Origin of the sequence: Candidatus Clostridium radicumherbarum (genome assembly GCF_045310525.1) — a bacterium.
GTDB classification, from domain to species: Bacteria; Bacillota; Clostridia; order Clostridiales; family Clostridiaceae; genus Clostridium_AT; species Clostridium_AT radicumherbarum.
On the sequence record NZ_JBJHZY010000001.1, the window covers coordinates 1,813,257 to 1,833,133 of the forward strand.

Sequence of the window (19,877 nt, forward strand, 5' to 3'; positions counted from 1 at the left end):
AATTCACATGCAATATATTGCAAATTTTAAATTAGTATAATACATTGTAATATAAACTGTACCCTGTAGGATGGATACATAAAAAGATGTACCTGCCCTACAGGGTATTTTTTCACTTAAATTCTACCTGGTTTAAATTCAATTACTTTTCAAGAATATCTATAAGCTCCATTAAACTATTAATCTCATAAGTAGGCTTAAATTCTGTGCTGTTTAGAACTTTGTTAGGATTATACCAGCAGGTATCTATCCCAAAGTTTATTCCACCCTGTATATCAGAGGTTAAACTGTCACCCACCATTAGAACCTTGCTTTTATTAGTATGCTTAATACTGTTTAAAGAGTACTCAAAGATTTTAGGATCTGGCTTAGATACAAGTATCTCCTCCGAAATAACTATGCTCTCAAAGTATTTTGCTATAGTGGATTTTCTAATTCTTTTGTCTTGAACATCCGTTAAACCGTTAGTAACTATAGTAAGCTTATAATTTTTATGAAGGCTTTCTACAAGGTCCGTGCTGTCCTCATATAAAAAAGAGGCATTAGCTAAATGATTCATATAGGACTTAGCAAAGGAATTTTCATCAAAGTTAACTTTTAAAGCATCTGATAATCTTTTAAACCTCTCTACCTTTAGTACCTTCTGAGTTATTAGCCCTTCTTCAAACTCCCTCCATATAGCCGTATTAATATCATGGTATATTTTCAAGTGATAATTTTCATCATATTTAAAATTAAATTCTAGCATTGCATTTTTGAAAGCATCTCTTTCAGATTTCTTAAAATCAAATAGTGTTTCATCAGCATCAAATATTATAATCTCGTATTTCATATTTTCCCCCTAATAAGTTTGTTGCTCTAATTATATCATACAAATTTCTTTATAAATAAGTTTTAAATGCTCTAAAATTAAGCTTAAAGAAGAATAACACCGTTTATTAATGCTAAGTTCTTATACATATAAATTCCTCTTTGTATTCCTTAATCTGCACTAAACAATTTACAATTCTCTATTAATAAATTACAATATTCCTAGGAACTTGAATATGACATATGTCATGTGAAGGAGACTGGAAGATTAATAATCTTCCAGTGCAGGATAAGGAATACAGGAGGGTATATGAAAAGAATTTCCGAAGATAAGCTTTTAAAGTATTATATTGAAAAGTTTAATATTGAAAATATATTGGATCTAGAAATAATAAATTATGCTCAGATTCATTTCTTTGAGAGAGAAGAATATATATTTGAAGCAGAATCAAATCTTGAATATTATTATTTTCTAGTAGAGGGGAAAATCAAAATTTCATACCTTTTTGAAAACGGCAAATCAATGCTCCTAAAGTTTTATAAAGAATTTAATTCAATAGGAGATTTAGAACTTTTAAAAAACATTCCTATACGCTGCAATGTGGAAGCAGTAGAAGATAGTTATTTAATTGCTATTCCTTCTGAAATACTTAGAAAAAAATATTTTGATAATGTGAAGTTTTTACATCATTTAATTGACTCTTTAAGTGAAAAGCTTTTTGCAACCATAAATAATAGCTCCTATAACTTTGTCTATCCCCTTATAAATAGGTTATCTAGCTATTTAGTAGAGCATATTACAGATAAAAACTACATAATTTTGAATTCTACTTTTGAAGAAATAGCACAGTTTTTAGGGGCAACATACAGGCACTTAAATAGAACCTTAAAAGAGCTTGAAGCAAAATCCATAATAAATTGTGAAGATAAAAAAATATATATATTAAATGAGGAAAAGCTCCGAGAACTATCAAAAAATTTATATATTAAATCGCTTTAACAAATATATTATATGCACAGAATTTGTAACTAAGGTTAATATTATATATAATAAAACAAATAAAAAAATGTTTAACCAAACATTTTAAAGATATTTGGTTAAACATTTTTTTAAAAGGAGTAATTTAGTATGAAGACTAAAGATAATTTTAAATTAACTAAGGAACAAAAGGAGTATATGACTTCAGAAATTAAAACATATTTTTTAAATGAAAGAGAAGAAGAATTAGGAGACTTAGCTGCAAATCTTGTATTGAATTTTATAACGGAAAAGTTAGCACCTGAATTCTATAATATGGGTGTATTTGATTCCTATAAGTACATGAATGAAAGGACAGAAGATTTATTAGGTATACAAAGATAAAGCTTAGTGCAGTTCTTGAATTTATGTAAACAAATGTGAAGGGAGCAGAGTATATGGATTACAAAATTGTAAGGAAAGATGCTTTTGAAGTTATAGGTAAGATTTATAAGATATTCTACGGTGATGGGAAGCACAACCAAAGAATAGCTAAGTTGTGGGAACAATGCAATTTTGATGGAACAACAGACAAGATTATTAAGCTTAACAGTTCAGAAAAGCTGTTAGGTATATGTATGGATTTTGAAGAAGTTAAGCAGGAATTTTCTTATATGATTGCAATACAAGATATAAATGATGTAAAGGTTACTGAATTTGAAAAAAGAGAAATACCTTCTGCAGATTGGGCTATACTTGAATCAGTAGGGCCTATGCCAGATGCTTTGATAAATTTATGGTCAAAGGTATTTAATGAATGGTATCCAGAAACAGGCTTCCAGCATGGAAATGCACCAGATATAGAAGTGTATTATCCAGGTGATCCATCGGCAAAGGATTATAAATGTGAAATATGGACACCTATTGTTAAAATGTAAGAAAGCTATAGATTTAAATTTAAGTAATCAAGATGTAAATTAGGTATTTGCATAAATGATAATAATGTGTATAATAAATATATAATTTGACGAATAATTTTATATTATATCAAATATATATTCGCATCGTATATGTTCAATGATATGGTTTGAACGTTTCTACCAGGAGGCCGTAAACTACCTGACTACGATTGTATAAGCAAATACTTATTTTTACATTGTACGTAATTTTATCAACTATATTTTTTGATGTAGTTTTATTTGAATGCGTACACTTATGTAAGACTAATTACGTTTATATGATCCTAGGCAGAATAACTAGTGCCTAGGATTTTTTATGTAGAAATCTATAGCTATGGAGTGAATGTAAAATAAACCCAATAGTTGTTAGCGATAGGGAACAGTTTAAATTACTTAGTGTTACCCAATTGAAGGAGGATTTTTCATGAAGACTTTAAAAGACAAGATTATGAAGGATGGAAGAGTGATTAATGGTAATATTCTTAAAGTTGATTCATTTATTAATCACCAAATGGACATCAAATTATTTAATGAAATGGGAAAGGAATTTAAAAAGAGGTTTGAAAATAAAGAAGTTACAAAAATACTAACTTTAGAAGTGTCTGGAATAGGAATTGCAGCTATTACTTCTCAGTATTTTGATTATGTTCCAGTAGTTTTCGCAAAAAAACATACAGGTGCTAATTTTGTTGAGAATGCTTATGAAGCTGAAGTATATTCCTATACAAAGAAACAAACCTATAATGTTAAAGTAAATAAAAATTTTATAGAAGAAAAGGACAAGGTATTGATTATAGATGATTTCCTTGCAAATGGCAAGGCAGCCCTTGGGCTTATTGATATTGTAAAACAAGCTAAAGCTGAAATTGCTGGGGTTGGGATTGTAATTGAAAAGGGCTTCCAAAACGGTAGAAGGGATCTTGAAGATTTAGGTATAGATGTAGAGTCACTAGCAGTAATTGAAAGCTTTAATGATGGAAAGGTAATATTTAAGTAGAATAAATTGAGTAGTTTATTAAAGCAAAAATAAAGGTGCTTAAAAATTAATAAGGAAGATGGCGTAGTGAAACAAAAACTACACCATCTTCCTTTCTTTAAAATGCACAATTCTGAGATTGCAGTCCTCACAAATCTCTTTTGCAATATTAAAGCTTCTTCCAATACTCTCCGCTGTATGAGCATCAGAGCCAATAGTTACATATTTCCCTCCTAGCTCATTAAAACGCTTGTAAACTTTTGTTAGGTTTACAGCTGCATCGTGCTTAGATAATCTACTAGTATTTATTTCTATGGCTTTTCCTTTATCAGCTAGAAGTTTCAGAATTTCATCAATATATTCTATATATTCATCATAATAGAGCTCTTTATCAAAAAAATCATTATATCTTGCTATATAGTCTATATGGCCAAGAGTATCGATAAAGTCATGAGTTTTTATACATCTAATCATATATTTTAAATATTGTTCATAAACCTCAGTTTTACTACGGCCTTCATAAAAGCTTTTTTGATAGGAGTCCATTTTGTCTACAACATGAACAGAGCCTATAATTTGATCGAAAGGGTAGGAGTCAGCAACATTTTTTACTTGTTCTAATAAATCCGGGCGCATTCCAAGTTCAACTCCAAGGAGAAGTTTACCACTTCTGTAGTTTGAATATTCATTAAAGAAATCAGGTATACAAAAGGTGTTGTTATCAATAGATGGAAAGCCCACATCCATATGTTCAGTTATTATTAGTCCTAAATCAAGCTTGCGAGACGCATTAATTGCATCTGTGATTTCCATTTTGGAATCAGTAGAGAATTTAGTGTGAACGTGAGAATCAAACATAGCTTCCTCCTTACTTGTTTAAAATTTTTTTGATTTAATCAATCTAATACCAGAGGTCATTTCTTCTATAGTCAGATGCATTATCCCAGAAATATAATCCATTCTGCTGTCCTCAGCATGTAAAATTTCTGGTCTTATATTTTCATCTATATATTTAGAGCAATATTCGTTTATTATATCAAGATACTCAAACTTAAAATTTTCTCCTCCAATAACAATATATTCTGGATTAATAATACAGTTAATAACCGATATAGCCAAAGCAATTGCTGAGGCATATTCCTCAATTGTATTACTTTCATTTACTATATTGTCCAAGGTTCTTCCATTACTAAGTTTAAGAAATCCAACCTCACCAGCATAATGGGAAAAGCCTCTAACCAGTTTGCCATTTGCAATTATGCCTGCGCCTGTACCATCTTCTGTAAAATTAATATATACCATATTTAAAGACTCAGAATCAGAAAGGTCTGCTTCTTTTAATCTTGCATAAGCAAAGCCAGTAGCTATTGCATTAAGATCATTTTCTATAATAATTGGAAGCTTAAATTTTGCTTCAAGGTATTCCTTAACATTAAAACTGTACCATTCCTTTAATTTGCTTCCTGTAAAAAGGCGGCCGTTATCAACAGCAGCAGGGACTCCTAGACCAATATATTTAATTGAATTATATTTTTTTATTAAAATACTGATTAAGGCTTCAACTGCTTCCATATGTTTACCTTGTATAATTTGGTATCTTTCATCTTCAATTAAATCACCTGCGGTATTTCCAATGGCGTAATCAATATATTTATCTTCAACGCATAAGACTGCTGCCAGTGAGTGATTTAAGTTTAAGGTATAGCGCTCGGCTCTTCTTCCGCCGCTGGATTCATCGAAGCCTTGATTTAAAACCTCATCCTCACTAATTAAGGCAGAAAGTAAAAGCCCCACCGTTGTAAGGCTGATTCCTGTTTCTTTTGCAAGTTCTGCTTTAGTAGCTGAGCCCATGGTTTTTAAGGCATTCTTTATAATATCATTGTTTACTTTTTTTAAAATATTTGGTCTTCCTGAAAGCTCACTCAAGGTATCACTCCTATGTATTTAAACTTATTACGCAAACTTTATAAAGTTTATGTAATAAGTTTATCACACATTTTTTATATTTACAATATACTTTAAGGAATAAGCTAAATTCTGTATTCATAAAGTTATATAAGTACAACATATATAACTCTAAAATTATTTATGCAATTCCTTATTATACATAAAATAACATATAATAAGTTATATAAATCAAGTGCCACCCATTTGACTTATTAAAAGCATAGGATATAGTTTATACTTTATTGATATTTAAAATATTAATTGATGCGTAATAATTATTCTTGTCTATTAAGGAATGGATTATAGGAGGTAAATTATGAAAAAGAAGATTATTATTTTAAGTACTTTTTCCATTATTATTATACTTACACTAACTGGCTGTGTTCCAGGAGACGGCACTTATACTGCTTCAAAACCTGCCGGCTTTTTTTGGGGCGTTTGGCATGGTTGGATTGCTCCACTTTCTCTTGTACTAGGGCTATTTAAAAAGGGGATAAGGGTATATGAAACTATAAATACAGGCTGGTGGTATGATTTCGGATTTTATATGGCTATAATAAGCGGATTTGGCGGGTTATCAATATTTCGTAAAAAGGATAAAAAATAATACAGCAAAATAAAAGGTTAAGTTCTTTTAAAAAGTGATTAGAATCACATTTTTTAAATTTGAGCTGTGCTATTATTTACTTATTCCAGATCCCCATTCAAAATACTTGATTCTAGAAAGAATATATTCTAAACTAGAGGATATATTCTTTCTTTTTTAATAAAATAAATTGAGCATTGATGGAGTTAAAATGAAAAATAAAAACAGAATCTTAGGACTAATACTCGTAATTATTTCAACGTCCCTAATTGGCTGCAGCAGTACTAAAGCTTCAACAATTAAATCCGGCAAGGATATTACTTTTTTTGTAACAAGTGACACTCATTATCTTGCAAAGAACTTAACTGATGGTGGACAGGCTTTTCAAGAGTTTATTAATACCGGCGATGGTAAGGAATTAAATTATATGCAGCAAATAATGGATTCTTTCACGAGAGATATTAAAAAGAAAAAGCCGGATGTACTTATACTTAGCGGAGATTTAACCAGTAATGGTGAAAAGGACAGCCACTTGGAGCTTGCAAAGAGGCTTTCTGACATAGAGAAGACCGGTACCCGTGTTTATGTTATCCCAGGAAACCATGATATATTAAACCCCTACGCTAGAGGCTTTAAAGGCAGTGATCAATATCAAGTTTCTTATATTACAAAAGATGATTTTAGCAAAATTTATGGAGACTTTGGCTATAATGAGGCTATTTCTAGAGATAAGAATACCTTAAGCTATCTTGCAGCACCATCTGATGATGTTTGGCTTTTAATGCTTGATACTGCTCAGTACGAGAATAATCTTGTATTAGGATATCCTCAAACTGGAGGAAGAATAGATAAGGGAACTATGGAATGGATTAAGCAGTGCAGTGCTTTAGCAAAATCAAAGGGTGCTAAATTAATTGCTGTTATGCATCATAGTTTAATAAATCATAGTGACATAGTATCAAAAGACTTTACAATTGATAACAGCAGTGATGCAATAGCATTATTTAAGGAATTAAATATTGATTTAACCTTATCAGGACATATACATCTTCAAGATATAAAATCAAATAACAGCGATGGAAAAACTATTTATGATATAGCCTCAAGCTGCATAGATATATATCCACAAAAATATGGTGTTCTTAAATATTCACCTAAAAATGGTATTGATTATACTACTACAAGTGTTGATGTGGAAGGCTGGGCAAAGGAAACAAATCAAAAGGATAAGAACCTTTTAAACTTTAAAGAATACTCCAAAGATAGTTATGGAAAAAGGCTTTATGAAAAAAATGCAACCAGATTATCTTTTTCTGATGACTATACTGCGGAACAGGTTGAGCTTATGTGTGAAACCTATAAAGATATTTATCTAAGATATTATGATGGTGATAAGGTAATTGTCACTGATGAAATAAAAAATTCTGAGGGGTATAAATTGTGGAAAGCCTCAAATTCAAATAAAACCTTATTAAAACTTGCAAATTTAAATGGAGAGGTTAATAATATTCTTCATATAAGTGCCTCAAGTCTAGCAAATGATAAATAGTAAATTAGAAGACTTGTATTTGCAAGGCTTTTAAAACTTAATATATGCATCATTATTAGAAAATTGCACTCCTTTTTCTGGAGCGCAATTTTTTTATTTATTTAGAGCTTAAATTCTGGATAATTTGATGTTGTATCTTTTAATTTATTTATAAAAAATATTTTATAAATTTTGTAGAATCACTTGACATAACCATGTTACTTATAGTATTATACTTACATAAAGTAATTAATAATTATTATCAATCATTTAATTTATAAAGAAAGCCAATATATACTTTCAGTATTAATTCTTTATTTATAATTGTTAATAACATTAAAGAGGTGATTTTTACGATAAAATTAATTAAAGGAGAAAAAGTAAGTGATGGGGCAGGAGTAAAGCTTAATAGAACAATAGCTACCAGAACTTTAGACCATGCAGATCCTTTCTTTTTATTAGATGAATTTAGAAGTAACGACAAAAATGATTATGCAGCAGGTTTTCCAATGCATCCACATAGAGGAATAGAAACTTTAACCTATATGATTGAAGGTAATTTTGTTCATAGAGATTCAAATGGTAATGAAGGCAATTTAAAAGCAGGTGAAGTACAATGGATGACTGCTGGTAAAGGCATACTTCATGAAGAGATGCCCATGATGGACAAAGGTCAGCTTTGGGGATATCAACTGTGGATTAACTTACCTAAAAAGCTTAAAATGGTAGCTCCAGAGTATAGACATATTAAAAGTGAAGAAATACCAGTAATTAAAAAGAATGGCGTAGAGGTTAAAATTATTTCAGGTACCTTTGATGGAGTCACCGGTGCTGTGAGTTCATATTATCCTATAGATTATATGGATGTAAGAATTAATGAAGGAAGCTTCCAAAAAGAAGGTATGGGTACAAATTTAATATATGTACACACAGGTAAAGTTAAAGTAGCATCTCAAGGTGAAGAAATAGAAGTAGATGCTGGAAATTTGGCTTTAATAGAAGAAACTAATGATTTTATGGTATCAGGCAGCAATTCAGGCTTCTTATATATAAGCGGGGAACCAATAAAAGAACCAGTTGCAAGATATGGACCTTTTGTAATGAATACAATGGATGAGGTTCTACAAGCCATAGATGACTTTAATAATGGTAGTTTTAATAAATAATAAAAAGTATAAAATAGTAAAAAATAAATATATAAAATTTTAGGAGGAATTAAAATGAGTAAAGATTTATTCACAGAATTAAAAGAAAGACGTTCAATTTATGGACTAAGTAAGGAAGCAGTTGTAAGCGATGAAAGAATAGAAGAAATAGTTAGAGAAGCAGTAAAATATGTACCTTCAGCATTTAATTCTCAAAGTGCAAGAGCAGTAGTTTTACTAGGCGAAAACCATGATAAACTTTGGAATATCGCTGAAGAAACCTTAAGAAAAATAGTTCCAGCTGATGCGTTTGCATCTACAAAAGAAAAAATGGATTCATTCAGAAATGCCTATGGTACAGTGTTATTCTTTGAAGATAATACAGTAATAGAAAAACTTCAAAGTGATTTTGCATTATATAAGGATAACTTCCCAATTTGGTCTCTTGAATCTTCAGGAATGGCTCAGTTAGTTGTTTGGTTAGCACTAGAAGCTGAAGGCTTTGGAGCTTCACTGCAGCATTACAATCCATTAATTGATGATGAAGTAAAAAAGACTTGGAATATTCCTGAATCCTGGAAGCTGCTTGCACAAATGCCTTTTGGTAAGCCAACTGCAGGTGCTGGAGAGAAACAATTTATGTATTCAGAAGAACATGTTAAAATAGTTAAATAAATTTCATAAGGTAATAGAGTCAGTTAATATTTTTTTAACTGACTCTATTTATGTAGGCACTTATTACAAATTTCACCTAAGTATATAAATAAAAACCTTTTTCTAAAATTCATTTAGAAAAAGGTTTTTACTTATGTCCATTTTTCAGCCCAGGTCTGAATTTCATTCATAGATTTTTCTAAATCCCTGCCTTTATCAGTTAGTTCATATTCTATGCGTACAGGCATTTCAGGATAAACAGTGCGAATAACAATTTCCTGTTCTTCAAGTTCCTTAAATCTTTCAGTAAGCATACGTGCACTTAAACTAGGGATAATAGACTGTATATCTGAAAATCTTTTAGGTCCATTTAATAGAGAACGGATAATAAGTCCTGTCCATTTCTTGCCTAAAAGTGTAAATGCAGCTTCAAATCTTGGACACATATGAAATTTTTCCATGAATAATCATCTCCTATAAATATATTACCATATTTCTAATATAAAAGTAAGTATATTTATTTACTTAAGTTATAAAAAGTAAATAACTTATTATGTAAGTAAATCTTATAGGAGAAGCTGCTTCTAATATGCAATATAAAATAATTTTAATGCCACCCACATTGAATAGGTGAGTGGCTATTATTATTTATATCTCTTGCAAATCTCATCCCAATTTACAACATTCCACCAGTTATTAATGTATTCTGTACGTCTATTTTGATATTTTAAATAATAGGCATGCTCCCAAACGTCAAGTCCCATAATTGGCACTATACCTGCCATAATAGGACTATCCTGATTAGCAGTAGATATTATTCTAAGCTTCCCATTATTATCTTTTATAAGCCATGCCCAGCCGCTTCCGAATCTATCTAATGCAGCTGTATTAAATTCTTTCTTGAAATTTTCAAAGCTTCCAAAGTTTTTAATGATATCTTCCTTTAATCTTCCTTTAGGCGCTCCATCTTTATTTTTACCCATTATTGTCCAAAACAGGCTATGATTATAATGTCCACCGCCGTTATTTCTAACAGTTTCTCTAATATCTGAGGGCAAGCTGTTTAGATGTGTAAGTAAATACTCAAGAGACTTATCCTTTAGTTCAGGATACTTGTTTACAGCTTCATTTAACTTCGCTACGTAAGCTGCATGATGCTTATCATGGTGAAGCTTCATAGTTTCAGTATCAATATAAGGCTCAAGAGCATCATAGCTGTAGGGCAAGGGCGGCAGCTTAAAAGTACCTTCGCTTTGAGGTTCTGCCTTAATAATATTAAGTGGCAGCAGTAAAAACATTAAGCTAAAGCAAATAGAAGAAATTAATTTATTTTTCATTACTTCACCTTCCTTTCACATTTTTAGTAGTGCCCAAATAAAGAAAATTTATAAAACTTACAATACTAAAACATTAAGCAGTTAAATCCAAAGTGAAATAAAATGAATATAAGCTTGAGCCTTGGGAAGGATATAATATTAAAGGAGTGATATTATGAGCTCAAAAAACAATAAAAATAATGATAATAAAACCTCAAATAAAAAGAAAGCAAATCCTATTACTATGGAAGTAAAAAGCAATGCTAGGGAGGCTGTTAAAGGGCTTCCCAAAGTATAAAAGAGCTAAATTAAGCTCTTTTATACTTTTTTATTAAAATTTAAAATTCTAGCTAGTAATACCTATAATTTGCTGTCATAATACTCTATTATTTTGGAGTAGTTACCACCTAATTTTGCCGTAAAATTATCATTATAACCATAGGTGCTGTCTTTTTCCTCTGGTATGCTTTCTGCTTCTTCCTGCAAGCTATTATCAGATGATATATTTTCAATTGGCATATTAGTCATAAGTATCGCCTCCTATACTTAGGTTGCGTAACTTTTATATATCTATTCATTTTAAGGAAATTAATTTAAAGGTGCTGCTAATAAAATTACATTTTTATTATGATAAATAAAAAAATGATTGAGAGATAAAACTTAATTATACTTTCCAGATTTATTGTTATTTTATATTTGTTGGGTTAATATAAAATTATAAGTAAATTATTATTGGAGGAATATTATGGGAAAGATATATACAAAAACAGGAGATCAAGGATATACAACTAATCTACTTTCTAATAAATATTCAAAGTCAGACATTGAAATGGAAGTACAAGGTAGCATAGACGAGATAAACGCCTACGTTGGCCTATTAAGAAGCAAGCTGAAGTTAACTTCTTCAAATTATGAAGAGAATACATATTTAAGGCTTGATAATACCTTAAAGTCAGTACAATATCACCTATATTTAATAGGAATAGAAATCTCAACAGAGTATACTAAAGTGCATATAAAAGATGAGGAAATATCCTTTCTTGAAAAAGAAATCGATTTTATGTTTGATAACACTGAACCACTGAAATCTTTCATATATTACTATGGCAGTGAAAATTCAACTACCTGTCATGTTATAAGAACCATAGTTAGAAGAAGTGAAAGAGTATTTGTAAGAGCCTTAGATAATAAGACCTATCCAAAGAGTTATCAGTATGTAAATCGTCTATCAGACTTTTTTTATGCTTTCAGCAGGTATATAAATTATTTAGATGGTGAAAAGGATGAACCAATGGTTCTAAAATAAAATTAACCTTTAATTGATATATATTTTGAATTGCCACTGGTTTTAAACTTTATTAAACTATTAATTTAAATTTTTACTTTAAAAATAGTGACTTTATGAAACTATTATTGTAAAATAAATTTGTAATGAAAGATATGTTTCAATTTTGTCATTATTTATTAACAATAAACAGGTGGTGTTCACATGAATACGATTCAAAATAACAAAAAAAAGGTTGCAGTTATATTTAATGGTGGAACTATTACAATGAAAGTAGATTCAAGGATCAGCGCAGCAGTGCCTACCTTAACAGGTGAAGAAATTATGGCCATGGTTACTGGAATTGAGGATTATGCTGAAATTGAATCTCTTACTTTTTCTAATTTGCCTGGACCTCATATGACTCCAGAAATTATGATGGATCTATCAAAGTATATACAAGGATTATTAGATAGAGAAGATATAACAGGAGTTGTCGTTACTCATGGTACTGATACTCTTGAAGAAACAGCCTTTTTATTAGATTTAACTATAAACAGCCCAAAGCCCGTAGTTGTGACTGGTTCTATGAGAAACGGTTCTGAATTGGGCTATGATGGTCCCGCTAACTTAGCAGCTTCCATCTGCACCGTTATTTCTGAGAAATCTAAAAACAGAGGGGTTTTAGTCTGCTTAAACGATGAGCTTAATTGTGCCAGCGAAGTCACTAAATCCAATTCAATGAGCTTAGATACTTTTAAAAGTCCAAATTTTGGGCCAATAGGAATTGTTGACAGCAATGTGGTTATATTTTATAGAGACAGCCTTATGAAGCAGCACATAATTACAGACAGTGTAGAAAGTAAGGTTGATTTAATAAAATGCGCGGCAGGTATGGATTCAAGTTACATAGATTTTGCACTTTCAAAAGGGGTAAAGGGACTTGTAATCGAAGCATTGGGAAGAGGGAATATTCCACCATTAATGGTGGATGGAGTAAAGAAGGCAACAGAAAACGGAGTTCCTGTTATACTAGTTACTAGATGTTATCAAGGAAGAGTACTTGATTCCTATGGTTATCCTGGCGGAGGAAAGACTCTAAGAAAACTAGGCGTCATTTATGGCGATAACATGCCAGGGCAAAAGGCAAGAATTAAATTAATGCTTGCCTTAAGTAAAACTAAAAATTTAGATGAAATTAAAAATATATTTGAATCAGGACATTATAGCAATTAACTATTAAAAACTATAAAGAGGCGTACTAATAAGTATACCTTTTTATAGTTTTTAGAATTTTTACATTAACTATTCTATTTATTTTTAGAAAGGTCAGTGAAAAAATATGAACTGGATTAATACAATAAAAAACTATAATACTTGTAATGAACAGGAAGCAAAAGATAAAGAAATAATATTAAAATGTATTGAGGATTCTAAGAATATTTTAACTCGAGAAAACGAAGTTGCGCATATTACAAGCTCTGGCTTTATAATAAATAAAGCTAAGGATAAGGTATTGATGATATATCACAACATATATAATTCTTGGGCTTGGACAGGCGGACATGCTGATGGTGAAGAAGACTTATTAAAAGTAGCTATTAGAGAAGCCCAGGAAGAAACCGGAATTATGAAGGTGGTACCATTAACAGATGAAATTGTATCCTTAGATATTCTAACTGTGGTAGGACACATTAAGAAGGGTAAATATGTAGCTCCACATCTGCATCTGTCAATTGCATACCTGCTTATAGCTAATGAAGATGAAAGTCTTAAGATTAAACCTGATGAAAACAGCGGAGTAAAGTGGCTGCCTCTTGACGAAATAGCGCAATATTCAAACGAACCTTATATGGTTAAGGTTTACGAGAAAATTATTAAAAAAATTAAATAGAAAATAGGTACTATCGCTATTTTGCGATAGTACCTATTATATTTACTTTAATACTTCCTCATAAACTCGCAGAACATTCTTAAAGAAAATCTTTTCAATATCCTCATTACTATACCCAGCTTCTTTTAGTGCTTTTTCTAGCTCCGGCATTTTACTTGCGTCGCTTAACTCCAGATCTTGATATATTCCATCAAAATCACTACCAAGTCCGATGCAGTCAATTCCTGCTAAATTTGAAATATAGCTAATATGCTTAACCATATTACTAATTTTAGACCGCATTCTTTTTCCTGATTCTGGTTCTTCAAGAAAGTCACCTGCAAAATTTATCCCTAAAACTCCTCCTCGCTTAGCTAGCTTTAAAATCATATCATCAGTCATATTACGTACATTATTCGTTACGCTTCTTGCATTGGAATGGCTGGCTACAAATGGTTTTGTAGTACAATTAAGCACATCATAAAAGCCTGCATCGCTTAAATGAGAAACATCTATAATCATACCCAGCCTTTCCATTTCTTTCACAAATTCAAAACCAAAAGGTGTCAAGCCTTCTTTTGTATTAGGAACATGAAAATCTAACTTTTCCCCATCAGACATGTTAATATTAGGTGAGCTAATGCCATTTGGATAGTTCCAAGTTAAAGTGACCATTCTTACACCTAAACGATAGAAGGTTCTCAAATTTTCTAGTGATAAGCAGGCTGTACCACCTTCTTCTATAGTTAATAAAGCAGAAATTTTACCTTCACTTTGGTTTTTAATTATATTTTTATAATTTAAAGCAAGTAAAAGATTATCCTTGTTTTTTTCTAATTCTCTATAAAAACAATCGATTAAAGCTAAAACTTCATCTAAAGGTTCTTTAGTTTTTTTTAGGTTTACAAACATAGCAAAATTCTGCAGCAAGTAATCTCCTGTTTTTAGCTTGTTCATATCAACATTAAGATTATTGGATTTTAATTCTATATTATATCCTTTTCTTTGTTCATTTAAAATTTCACTAATAGTATCACAATGCATATCCACAACTTTCATTTAAGTTTCCCCCTTATTAATTTCTCCATTTTAATTAGATAAATCCTTATTTCTATTTAATTAATATATTAATAGACTTTATCTAAGTTGTAAATTATATATGCTTTTAATTATCAATTTAAATTAGACTATCTACAAAATAAGGTAGCAAATATTATTTAAGAGAATAAAATAATAAAAAGCTATAAAAAAGGGGGCATTTTATGAAATTAAATAATCGACTCCAAAACATTTCTGAGTATCACTTTAAAAATTTGGATCTTATAAGGAAGCAATGCAACGAAAATGGTATAAATGTCACCGATTTAAGCATAGGAGACCCTGATTTACCTGTTAATAAAAAAATAATAGATGGTCTTTTATATGGTTTAACATTAAATAATTATAACAAGTATCCTCCTTATGAAGGTATTAATGAATTAAAAAAAGAAATTATTAAATATTATAATGAAGTTTATTCAGTGAAACTTAACCTTGATGAAGTACTAATACTTATAGGTTCAAAAGAAGGTATAAATAATTTAATACCTGCCGTATGTGATTTTGGAAGCTATGCAATTATACCGAAACCTTCCTATCCAGTATACGATATATGCTGCAAGCTTTGGGGTGTTCATAATTATAATATTGGGCTTAAAAAGGAAAATTCATATTTGCCTAATATCGGTGATCTATCAAAGGAAATCCTAAAAGGCAGTAATTTGTTAATCTTAAACTATCCTAATAATCCTACTGGAGCTACTGCTAATAGTGACTTTTATGAGGAAATAAAAGATATCTGCAATAAGAATGACATTGTAATTTGTAATGATGCTGCTTATAATGAAATATTATGTAACTATAATAGACCTCTTAGCTTACTTCAAAATAATAAGAATAATTATTGTATTGAAATAGGTAGCTTTTCTAAATCCTATAATATGACGGGCTTTAGAATTGGTTATGCTGTTGGAAATTCAAAAATTATTAAAGCACTTTCTAAAGTTAAAACAAATGTTGATTCTGGACAATTTAAGCCAATTCAATATGCAGCTTTAGAGGCTATTAAACTTGATAGAAGTTATATAAATTCTATAAGAAAAGTGTATATTGAAAGAAGATTTGAAACTGAAAAAGTATTAAAAAAGCTTAATATAAATTTTTTCTCTGCTGAAGGAACCTTTTATATATGGTGTGAAACCCCTGAAGGTTATTCTACGAAACAATTTTGTGAAAAACTATTGAGTGAGTATGGTATAATTGTAACCCCAGGGAAGGTTTTTGGAGATGAAGGAAGTAAGTTTTTTAGAATAGCACTTACTCAGGAAAAAGAAAAAATAGTTTCAGCTTTAAGTGCTGTAAAATTAATAGCAAATAATTAGCATTAACTTATGTAAATCATGGATATTGGATTTGTTAAACCATAGGTATATGAATGACAAACTTCAAAAAAAGTTACAATAACAAATTTATCTTGCATTTTTTGTAATGAATTATGTATAATTAGGTATGAAGTACAGATATAAAATTTAATTATTTTATTTTAAAAAATCAGGAAATTAAAACCTGTTTTTTTATAAACAAAAATAAGTAAATGGATATATCTTGAGTAGATGATTGGAAGGAAGGAAATATTATGGCAAGAAGTATGACTGGCTTTGGACGTGGAACAAAGGATATGGAAGGTAAAAGCTTTTCTATTGAGATGAAAAGTGTTAACCATAGATACTTAGATATAAACATAAAACTTCCTAGAAACTTAATATCATTAGAGGAACGTATTAGAAAAATAGTTTCTCAAAATTTAAACAGAGGTAAGGTTGATATTTTTATTACACAAAATATCTACTCAACAAATGATGTTATTGCAAACTTTAACCAGTCATTAGCAGACAGCTATGTTAAGTGTTTACAAGAGATAAAAGAAAGGTATAATGTTAGGGATGATATATCAGTTTCTTTGGTGTCAAGATTTCCAGATGTTATTACCTTAAATCAAAAGGAAGAGGATTTAGAAGCTTCCTGGGATGCTATAAGCTCAGCTTTAAATGACGCCATAAGCAATCTTCTAATAATGCGTGAAAAAGAGGGGGAAAAGCTTAGGAATGATTTAGAGTCTAGATGTAAGTATATGAAGGAATTAGTGGGTGAAATTTCCAAAAGGGCTCCATTAATAGTAACTTCCTATAAAGAAAAATTAGAAAAAAGATTAGCAGAATTATTAAATGATGTTAAATTAGACGAGTCTAGGGTCGCTATGGAGGTTGCAATTTTTTCAGATAAATCAAATGTAGATGAAGAAATTGTCAGATTGTACAGCCACCTTAATCAGATGATTGAAACCTTATATTTAAAAGAGCCAATAGGAAGAAAACTTGATTTCATTATTCAGGAGATGAATAGGGAAACAAATACTATAGGTTCAAAGGCAAATGATTTAGAGCTTGTAAATGTAGTACTTAATATGAAAAATGAAATTGAAAAAATAAGAGAACAGGTTCAAAATATAGAGTAACTTAGGAGGATTATAATGGGTATAAAACTTATCAATATTGGATTCGGTAATATTGTGTCTGCTAATAGATTAGTGGCAATAGTGAGTCCAGAATCTGCGCCAATAAAAAGAATAATTCAGGAAGCTAGAGACAGAGGTATGCTTATTGACGCTACTTATGGTAGAAGGACTAGGGCTGTTATCATCACAGACAGCGATCATGTAATATTGTCTGCCGTTCAGCCAGAAACTGTAGCACATAGATTATCTTCTAATAAAGATGAAGTCGAAATTGACGAGGTTGAGGAATAATGAAAGAGAGAGGACTTTTACTAGTTATTTCAGGACCATCAGGTGCTGGTAAAGGAACCATCTGTAAGGCTCTAATGGAAAACAATACAATGTGGCTTTCTGTTTCTGCTACTACAAGACAGCCAAGAAACGGGGAGTTACCAGGTAAGAATTATTTTTTTATTTCACATGAAGAATTTCAAGCTAGAATAGAAAAAGGTGATTTTTTAGAATATGCTGAGGTCTATGGAAACTATTACGGAACTCCAAAATCTAATGTTATAGATATTCTCGAAACTGGGAAAGATGTAATATTAGAAATAGATATTCAAGGTGCTCTTAAGGTTAAGGATGCATTTCCGGAAGGAATATTTATCTTTATTCTTCCTCCATCAATGGAAGAACTTAAGCAAAGAATTATAAATAGGGGTTCAGAAACTCCCGAGTCCTTAATGACAAGATTTATGTCAGCATATAAAGAGATAAACTTTGTATCTAAATACAATTATGCCGTGGTAAATGACACTGTAGAAGCTGCTGCAAAAAAAATAGAAAGTATAGTAATTGCTGAAAGATGCAGAGTAGATAGATTAAAAGATACATTAATTAATAAGGAGGAGTTAACCCATGGTAAACTCTATGATTAATCCATCAATAGTTGAATTATTAACTAAGGTTGATAATAGATATTCTTTAGTTATAATTACTTCCAAAAGAGCGAGACAAATAATAGACGGAAGTAAACCTCTTATAGATACAGAAAATAGTAAGCCTTTAACTGTAGCTATCAATGAACTAAATAGTAGTGCTATAACTTACGAGACAGTGAAAGAGGGAATTAAGTAGAATGTCTAATTTAAAGACAGTTGTTGTAGGTGTTTGCGGAGGTATAGCTGCATACAAGGCACTAGATGTTGTAAGTCAACTTAAAAAAAAGGACTTTAATGTCCACGTAATTATGACTAAAAGTGCAGCTGAGTTTGTTACTCCTTTAAGTTTTCAGTCATTAAGTCAAAACATGGTAGTTACTGACATGTTTGCTGAGCCAAAGGCATTTGAAATTCAGCATATTTCCCTTGCAAAAAAAGCTGATTTAATGCTTATTGTGCCTGCTACTGCAAACATAATAGGAAAAGTTGCAAACGGCATAGCAGATGATATGCTAACTACTACAATAATGGCAACTACTGCACCCGTTGTTTTTGCACCGGCAATGAATACACATATGTATTCTAATCCAATTGTAAAAGAAAATATAAATAAATTAAAGAAGCTGAATTATATCTTTATCTCCCCTGAAAGCGGGCGTCTGGCCTGTGGTGATGTTGGGGAAGGAAAATTAGCTGATACAAAACTTATTTCAAATATTACATACAGTCTTTTATATGATATAAAGGATATGAAACATAAAAAAGTTTTGGTTACTGCTGGTCCTACTATATCACCTATAGATCCTGTGAGATTTATAAGCAATAAATCTTCTGGTAAAATGGGCTTTGCAATTGCAGAAGAAGCTAGGGATAGAGGAGCTGAAGTTACACTAATAACCGGTCCAACAAGTTTAGAATGCCCCCATGATATTAATGTAATTAAAGTTAATACAAATGAAGAAATGTATGGAGAAGTTATAAAAAACTTTGAAAGCCAGGATGTTGTTATTAAAGCTGCTGCAGTTGCTGATTATAAATCTAAAGAATATTCTCCTATTAAGCTAAAGAAATCATCAGAAGATTTGAATATAACTTTTACTCGAGATACCGATATTTTAAAAAAACTAGGGGAATTAAAAACCCATCAAATACTAGTTGGTTTTGCAGCTGAAAGTAATAATTTATTGGATTATGCAGCACTTAAATTAAAGCAAAAGAATCTGGATTTTATTGTGGCAAATGATATTACAAGCACTGAAACTGGATTTGCCTCCGATGATAACAAGGTATTTATCATTGATAAGAAAGGAAAAATTTCTTCACTAGATAAAATGCCCAAAAAGCAGGTTGCTAGAGAGCTTTTCAATTTAATAAATGAAAAAATATAA

At 30.5% G+C, this 19,877-nt stretch carries 25 protein-coding genes and 1 riboswitch; of the genes, 18 read left to right on the plus strand and 7 right to left on the minus strand.

From position 1 onward, the window contains the following. Positions 1-142 precede the first annotated feature (142 nt). Positions 143-832, minus strand: a complete 690-nt coding sequence (locus ACJDUH_RS08750) for a YjjG family noncanonical pyrimidine nucleotidase (RefSeq protein WP_406764770.1) — start codon at positions 830-832, stop codon at positions 143-145. A 288-nt stretch (positions 833-1,120) separates the two neighbouring features. On the opposite strand from ACJDUH_RS08750, the gene ACJDUH_RS08755 reads away from it, so the two are divergent. From ACJDUH_RS08755 to ACJDUH_RS08770, 4 genes are all read left to right on the plus strand, one after another. Next, positions 1,121-1,810, plus strand: coding sequence for a Crp/Fnr family transcriptional regulator (locus tag ACJDUH_RS08755; protein ID WP_406764771.1), 690 nt, complete (start codon positions 1,121-1,123; stop codon positions 1,808-1,810). A gap of 129 nt (positions 1,811-1,939) precedes the next feature. Further along, the gene (locus ACJDUH_RS08760) at positions 1,940-2,173 is read left to right on the plus strand and encodes a DUF2164 domain-containing protein (RefSeq protein WP_406764772.1); all 234 of its coding nucleotides are present in this window, start codon (positions 1,940-1,942) and stop codon (positions 2,171-2,173) included. Positions 2,174-2,226: 53 nt separating this feature from the next. Continuing rightward, positions 2,227-2,706 (plus strand): GyrI-like domain-containing protein, encoded by a 480-nt coding sequence (locus ACJDUH_RS08765; protein WP_406764773.1) that lies wholly within the window; start codon positions 2,227-2,229, stop codon positions 2,704-2,706. 106 nt (positions 2,707-2,812) lie between these two features. Continuing rightward, positions 2,813-2,914, plus strand: a riboswitch (purine riboswitch). Between the two features lie 237 nt (positions 2,915-3,151). After that, complete coding sequence (locus ACJDUH_RS08770; RefSeq protein ID WP_406764774.1) at positions 3,152-3,724, plus strand: xanthine phosphoribosyltransferase; 573 nt, start codon at positions 3,152-3,154, stop codon at positions 3,722-3,724. Between the two features lie 78 nt (positions 3,725-3,802). On the opposite strand, the gene ACJDUH_RS08775 is transcribed toward ACJDUH_RS08770, so the two are convergent. Together ACJDUH_RS08775 and ACJDUH_RS08780 are read right to left on the minus strand one after the other, a co-directional pair. After that, on the minus strand, positions 3,803-4,561 hold the full coding sequence (locus ACJDUH_RS08775) for a histidinol phosphate phosphatase (RefSeq protein ID WP_406764775.1): 759 nt from the start codon (positions 4,559-4,561) through the stop codon (positions 3,803-3,805). 18 nt (positions 4,562-4,579) lie between these two features. Next, complete coding sequence (locus tag ACJDUH_RS08780; RefSeq protein WP_406764776.1) at positions 4,580-5,629, minus strand: ROK family protein; 1,050 nt, start codon at positions 5,627-5,629, stop codon at positions 4,580-4,582. Positions 5,630-5,966: 337 nt separating this feature from the next. Here ACJDUH_RS08780 and ACJDUH_RS08785 point away from each other — a divergent pair, with 337 nt between their 5' ends. The 4 genes from ACJDUH_RS08785 (at position 5,967) to ACJDUH_RS08800 (ending at position 9,584) form a co-directional block, all read left to right on the plus strand. After that, positions 5,967-6,257 carry a hypothetical protein gene (locus ACJDUH_RS08785; RefSeq protein WP_406764777.1) on the plus strand — a complete coding sequence of 97 codons (291 nt, stop codon included), beginning with the start codon at positions 5,967-5,969 and terminating at the stop codon, positions 6,255-6,257. A 190-nt stretch (positions 6,258-6,447) separates the two neighbouring features. Beyond that, a complete protein-coding gene (locus ACJDUH_RS08790) occupies positions 6,448-7,785 on the plus strand; it encodes a metallophosphoesterase (RefSeq protein ID WP_406764778.1) in 1,338 nt (445 codons plus the stop codon). Between the two features lie 323 nt (positions 7,786-8,108). Further along, positions 8,109-8,930 (plus strand): pirin family protein, encoded by an 822-nt coding sequence (locus tag ACJDUH_RS08795; protein ID WP_406764779.1) that lies wholly within the window; start codon positions 8,109-8,111, stop codon positions 8,928-8,930. 54 nt (positions 8,931-8,984) lie between these two features. Next, positions 8,985-9,584: a nitroreductase family protein gene (locus ACJDUH_RS08800; protein ID WP_406764780.1), complete on the plus strand. Its 600-nt coding sequence runs from the start codon at positions 8,985-8,987 to the stop codon at positions 9,582-9,584. 131 nt (positions 9,585-9,715) lie between these two features. Here the strand turns inward: ACJDUH_RS08800 and ACJDUH_RS08805 are convergent, their stop codons facing one another. Further along, entirely contained in the window at positions 9,716-10,024 is a 309-nt protein-coding gene (locus ACJDUH_RS08805) for a winged helix-turn-helix transcriptional regulator (protein ID WP_406764781.1), read from the minus strand. Positions 10,025-10,207: 183 nt separating this feature from the next. After that, positions 10,208-10,900 carry a superoxide dismutase gene (locus ACJDUH_RS08810; RefSeq protein ID WP_479723050.1) on the minus strand — a complete coding sequence of 231 codons (693 nt, stop codon included), beginning with the start codon at positions 10,898-10,900 and terminating at the stop codon, positions 10,208-10,210. A gap of 154 nt (positions 10,901-11,054) precedes the next feature. Between ACJDUH_RS08810 and ACJDUH_RS08815 the strand changes: the two genes are divergently transcribed. Beyond that, a complete protein-coding gene (locus ACJDUH_RS08815; protein WP_406764782.1) occupies positions 11,055-11,177 on the plus strand; it encodes a hypothetical protein in 123 nt (40 codons plus the stop codon). Between the two features lie 62 nt (positions 11,178-11,239). Here the strand turns inward: ACJDUH_RS08815 and ACJDUH_RS08820 are convergent, their stop codons facing one another. Further along, on the minus strand, positions 11,240-11,407 hold the full coding sequence (locus tag ACJDUH_RS08820; protein WP_406764783.1) for a hypothetical protein: 168 nt from the start codon (positions 11,405-11,407) through the stop codon (positions 11,240-11,242). A gap of 217 nt (positions 11,408-11,624) precedes the next feature. Between ACJDUH_RS08820 and ACJDUH_RS08825 the strand changes: the two genes are divergently transcribed. From ACJDUH_RS08825 to ACJDUH_RS08835, 3 genes are all read left to right on the plus strand, one after another. Then, complete coding sequence (locus ACJDUH_RS08825; protein ID WP_406764784.1) at positions 11,625-12,185, plus strand: cob(I)yrinic acid a,c-diamide adenosyltransferase; 561 nt, start codon at positions 11,625-11,627, stop codon at positions 12,183-12,185. Between the two features lie 183 nt (positions 12,186-12,368). Further along, positions 12,369-13,379 carry an asparaginase gene (locus ACJDUH_RS08830; protein ID WP_406764785.1) on the plus strand — a complete coding sequence of 337 codons (1,011 nt, stop codon included), beginning with the start codon at positions 12,369-12,371 and terminating at the stop codon, positions 13,377-13,379. A gap of 106 nt (positions 13,380-13,485) precedes the next feature. Beyond that, positions 13,486-14,037: an NUDIX hydrolase gene (locus ACJDUH_RS08835; RefSeq protein WP_406764786.1), complete on the plus strand. Its 552-nt coding sequence runs from the start codon at positions 13,486-13,488 to the stop codon at positions 14,035-14,037. A 42-nt stretch (positions 14,038-14,079) separates the two neighbouring features. On the opposite strand, the gene ACJDUH_RS08840 is transcribed toward ACJDUH_RS08835, so the two are convergent. Continuing rightward, positions 14,080-15,075 carry a dipeptidase gene (locus ACJDUH_RS08840; protein WP_406764787.1) on the minus strand — a complete coding sequence of 332 codons (996 nt, stop codon included), beginning with the start codon at positions 15,073-15,075 and terminating at the stop codon, positions 14,080-14,082. Between the two features lie 203 nt (positions 15,076-15,278). Here ACJDUH_RS08840 and ACJDUH_RS08845 point away from each other — a divergent pair, with 203 nt between their 5' ends. From ACJDUH_RS08845 to coaBC, 6 genes are all read left to right on the plus strand, one after another. Further along, a complete protein-coding gene (locus ACJDUH_RS08845) occupies positions 15,279-16,436 on the plus strand; it encodes an aminotransferase class I/II-fold pyridoxal phosphate-dependent enzyme (protein WP_406764788.1) in 1,158 nt (385 codons plus the stop codon). A gap of 254 nt (positions 16,437-16,690) precedes the next feature. Then, entirely contained in the window at positions 16,691-17,569 is an 879-nt protein-coding gene (locus tag ACJDUH_RS08850; RefSeq protein WP_406764789.1) for a YicC/YloC family endoribonuclease, read from the plus strand. A 15-nt stretch (positions 17,570-17,584) separates the two neighbouring features. Beyond that, positions 17,585-17,860 (plus strand): extracellular matrix/biofilm regulator RemA, encoded by a 276-nt coding sequence (gene remA, locus ACJDUH_RS08855; protein ID WP_406764790.1) that lies wholly within the window; start codon positions 17,585-17,587, stop codon positions 17,858-17,860. After that, positions 17,860-18,486, plus strand: a complete 627-nt coding sequence (gene gmk, locus ACJDUH_RS08860; RefSeq protein WP_406764791.1) for a guanylate kinase — start codon at positions 17,860-17,862, stop codon at positions 18,484-18,486. Before remA ends, gmk begins: the two co-directional genes overlap by 1 nt. Then, positions 18,467-18,685: a DNA-directed RNA polymerase subunit omega gene (rpoZ, locus tag ACJDUH_RS08865; protein ID WP_406764792.1), complete on the plus strand. Its 219-nt coding sequence runs from the start codon at positions 18,467-18,469 to the stop codon at positions 18,683-18,685. Before gmk ends, rpoZ begins: the two co-directional genes overlap by 20 nt. Before the next feature lies 1 nt (position 18,686). Then, complete coding sequence (coaBC, locus tag ACJDUH_RS08870) at positions 18,687-19,877, plus strand: bifunctional phosphopantothenoylcysteine decarboxylase/phosphopantothenate--cysteine ligase CoaBC (protein WP_406764793.1); 1,191 nt, start codon at positions 18,687-18,689, stop codon at positions 19,875-19,877.